A 2,879-nucleotide genomic window follows, 5' to 3' on the forward strand; every position below is an offset into this window, starting at 1 on the left:
CCTCGGGAATCTCCAGCGCGAAGGCGCAGCGCATGCTCGGCTGGACCCCGAAGCGGTCGTGGCGCGACTACCTCGACGCCGACGGCAACGCGCTTCCGCGCGGCTGAGCGCAGCCCACGATGCCGCTGACGGGCGGTGCAGACTATGCATCGCCCCGTCGGTACCACGCTGCCTTCGGCAAACCACATTCAGGCGAGTAGAACGACGTAAGAAAACACGAGGAAACAGTGAGACGCAACAACGGCACCCTGCACCCACAACTTTCGCGAGTGATATCCGAATGCGGGCACACCGACTCCATCGTCGTGGCCGATGCCGGCCTTCCCATTCCCTCATCAGTCGAGCGAATCGATCTGGCGTACCGAGCCGGAACACCGCCCTTCCTCGACGTTCTGGAAACGGTTCTGGCGGAGTTCGTTGTCGAGAAGGCCATAGTTTCGCTTGAAATGGTCGAGGACAGCCCCGAAATGTTGCAGGCAATCACGCAACGGTTGGACGAGGTCGGTGTTTCAGTGGAGTTCGTGCCGCACACCGAGTTCAAGCAGAAGACACACCAGGCTCGCGCGGTGGTTCGCTCCGGCGAGTTCACGCCGTACTCCAACGTTCTCTTATACTCGGGCGTTCCCTTCTAGGGAGGCCCGATTGGGGCCTCGAAGGAAGAATCGCCGACGATACAGGGAGCAAACCCAGAGAAGCCGACCCGACCAGGCGACACCCGCCGACCACCGGACAACATAAACGAAATATGAGGCCACACCTTGACTATTGCCCCGCTAAGAATCGCAGCGATCCCAGGCGATGGCATCGGAGCGGAGGTGGTGGCCGCTGGGCGTCGCGTGATCGACGCGCTTGCCGCGGCATCTGATGGACGACTCGCCGTCGAGTGGACCGAACTTCCGTGGGGTTGTGAGTACTACGAAGCGACCGGGTCCATGATGCAAGAGGGTGGAGTGGCGGCTCTGCGAGACTTCGATGCCATCTACTTCGGCGCAGTAGGGTGGCCGACTGTGCCCGACCACGTGAGTTTATGGGGTCTGCGCATAGCCATCTGCCAGGGGCTTGACCAGTGGGCCAACGTCCGACCGGTCCGATTTCTCCCCGGCGTGAAAAGCCCGCTTCGGAAAGCCGACGAGGTTGAGCTTGATTGGATTGTCGTGCGCGAGAACAGCGAGGGCGAATATTCAGGCTTCGGCGGTCGAAATTTCGGAGGGCGTTTGCCTGGCGGAGAGATAGCCGTGCAATCCTCGGTTTTCACCGAAGTAGGTTGCGAACGAATCATCCGCTACGCCTTTGAGGTGGCTCGGACGCGTGTCCGCAAGAAGCTCACGAGTGTAACCAAGAGCAACGCGCAGCAGTACGGGATGGTGTTATGGGACGACGTTTTCAAGAGGGTTGCGCATGATTACCCCGATGTTGAGATCGACACCTGCCTTGTTGACGCGATGGCCGCACGCTTTGTACTGCACCCCGAGCAGTTGTCTGTGGTGGTCGCCTCGAATCTCCACGCTGACATCTTGTCTGATCTCGGCAGCGCGCTGGCCGGAAGCCTGGGTCTTGCCGGTAGCGCCAACCTAAACCCGGAGCGGCGTACGCCGAGCATGTTCGAGGCCGTGCACGGCAGTGCGCCCGACATCGCCGGCCTTGGCATCGCTAATCCGATCGGGGCAATCGAGAGCGCCGCCCTCATGCTGCGCCATCTCGGTTTCCCAGCGGAGGCCGACCGTATCGAGCGCGCTATCGATCGCACGACCGCAGCCGGCGTGCTGCCCCGCGACTTGGGCGGGGAAGCGAACACCGCGGAAGTGACTGCGACGATTCTGCGATACCTCAACTGACTCAGGTGCGCCGGCCGTCGACGTGTCGGTATTCGTCGGTCATGCTGAATGTACCCGGGCCGGCGTGGGGTTCGCGGTGTTCGCTGCGGTCGCGGCATCCGGCCAGGCCGGCACGGAGCTTGAGCGAGTCGAGAGTCGGCCAGAGTGCGCGTTGTGCCAGTCGACGAGCGCGGAGGAGGCTTTGGCGGAGCGGGTGTCGTACGCAGCCCTATGCGAGACTATGAGCGCGGTGAGCTCTTCGACGGCGATGGGGTGGCGGTACCAGCAGCCCGGGAGCCGGTAGCTGGGGTCGGCCAGGTTGGTGAGGTACCTGCTGTCGAGCCAGGTGACGAACTTGCCGAGCTCGTCCCACAGTTTGACCGCCTCGTCGTGGTCGAGTGCCGCCCAGTAGTACGGCCCGCCTGCAGCCCGGAGTTCGTACATGTCGAAGAGGTCGGGCAGGATCGTTTCGACGTTGACGAGGCGGGCGTCGAGGCCTTCGATACTCATTGGGTCGAGGTCCTCGTCGTTCATGCGGTGATTCCCTCGAGTCCCAGGGACCATTCCTGGGACTGGTGGAGTTGGTCGGCGTCGGGGCGTTTCCATCAGGGGGTGAGTTGCACGATGGCTTCTTTCTCGCGGTAGAGCAGGAGGGCTTTGCCCTCGGGGATCTTGCGGATGTCTTCGACCTTCATCCGGCGCTCTTCCGGGACTGCCCCGAGTTCAGTTGACTCAAGGGGTTAGTGGTTTCAGGCGGCCTTGAGGCCCATGTGTATTGTCTTAAACTCGATCGGGGTGAGCTTGCCAAGGCGGCGTTGCCGGCGCTTCCGGTGGTAGGTCCGCTCGATCCAGACGACGATCGCGAGGCGCAGTTCCTCCCTCGTCGCCCAGCGCTGCCGGTCGAGGACGTTCTTCTGCAGGAGCGCGAAGAACGACTCCATCGCGGCGTTGTCGCCGCATTAACCGGCTAATCGGGGTCAATTATTCGGCATGGATTGTTTTTCGATGATTTAGGGGCTGCTCCCGGTCGCGCGGCCTCGTTCGAGGTAACGGAGTCGTTCCTCG

3 protein-coding genes and 1 pseudogene are annotated in these 2,879 nt (G+C 62.3%); 2 read left to right on the plus strand and 2 right to left on the minus strand.

Annotated elements, in window-relative coordinates; all coding sequences use genetic code 11:
* The first annotated feature begins 227 nt into the window (after nt 1-227).
* Together rbsD and E3T54_RS00185 are read left to right on the plus strand one after the other, a co-directional pair.
* Nucleotides 228-632, plus strand: a complete 405-nt coding sequence (rbsD, locus tag E3T54_RS00180) for a D-ribose pyranase (protein ID WP_134474065.1) — start codon at nt 228-230, stop codon at nt 630-632.
* 126 nt (nt 633-758) lie between these two features.
* On the plus strand, nt 759-1,835 hold the full coding sequence (locus tag E3T54_RS00185; protein WP_134474066.1) for a tartrate dehydrogenase: 1,077 nt from the start codon (nt 759-761) through the stop codon (nt 1,833-1,835).
* A gap of 39 nt (nt 1,836-1,874) precedes the next feature.
* Here the strand turns inward: E3T54_RS00185 and E3T54_RS00190 are convergent, their stop codons facing one another.
* Nucleotides 1,875-2,348 carry a hypothetical protein gene (locus E3T54_RS00190; protein ID WP_134474067.1) on the minus strand — a complete coding sequence of 158 codons (474 nt, stop codon included), beginning with the start codon at nt 2,346-2,348 and terminating at the stop codon, nt 1,875-1,877.
* Between the two features lie 215 nt (nt 2,349-2,563).
* Nucleotides 2,564-2,773, minus strand: a pseudogene (locus tag E3T54_RS00195) (IS3 family transposase); the annotation flags it as partial.
* Nucleotides 2,774-2,879 lie beyond the last annotated feature (106 nt).

Origin of the sequence: Cryobacterium sp. Sr8 (assembly GCF_004403225.1) — a bacterium.
GTDB classification, from domain to species: Bacteria; Actinomycetota; Actinomycetes; order Actinomycetales; family Microbacteriaceae; genus Cryobacterium; species Cryobacterium psychrotolerans.

What these genes read in the sequence shown, in the direction of transcription:
- E3T54_RS00190 (WP_134474067.1), bottom strand. Translation starts at nt 2,348, where the DNA reads ATGAACGACGAGGACCTCGACCCAATGAGTATCGAAGGCCTCGACGCC.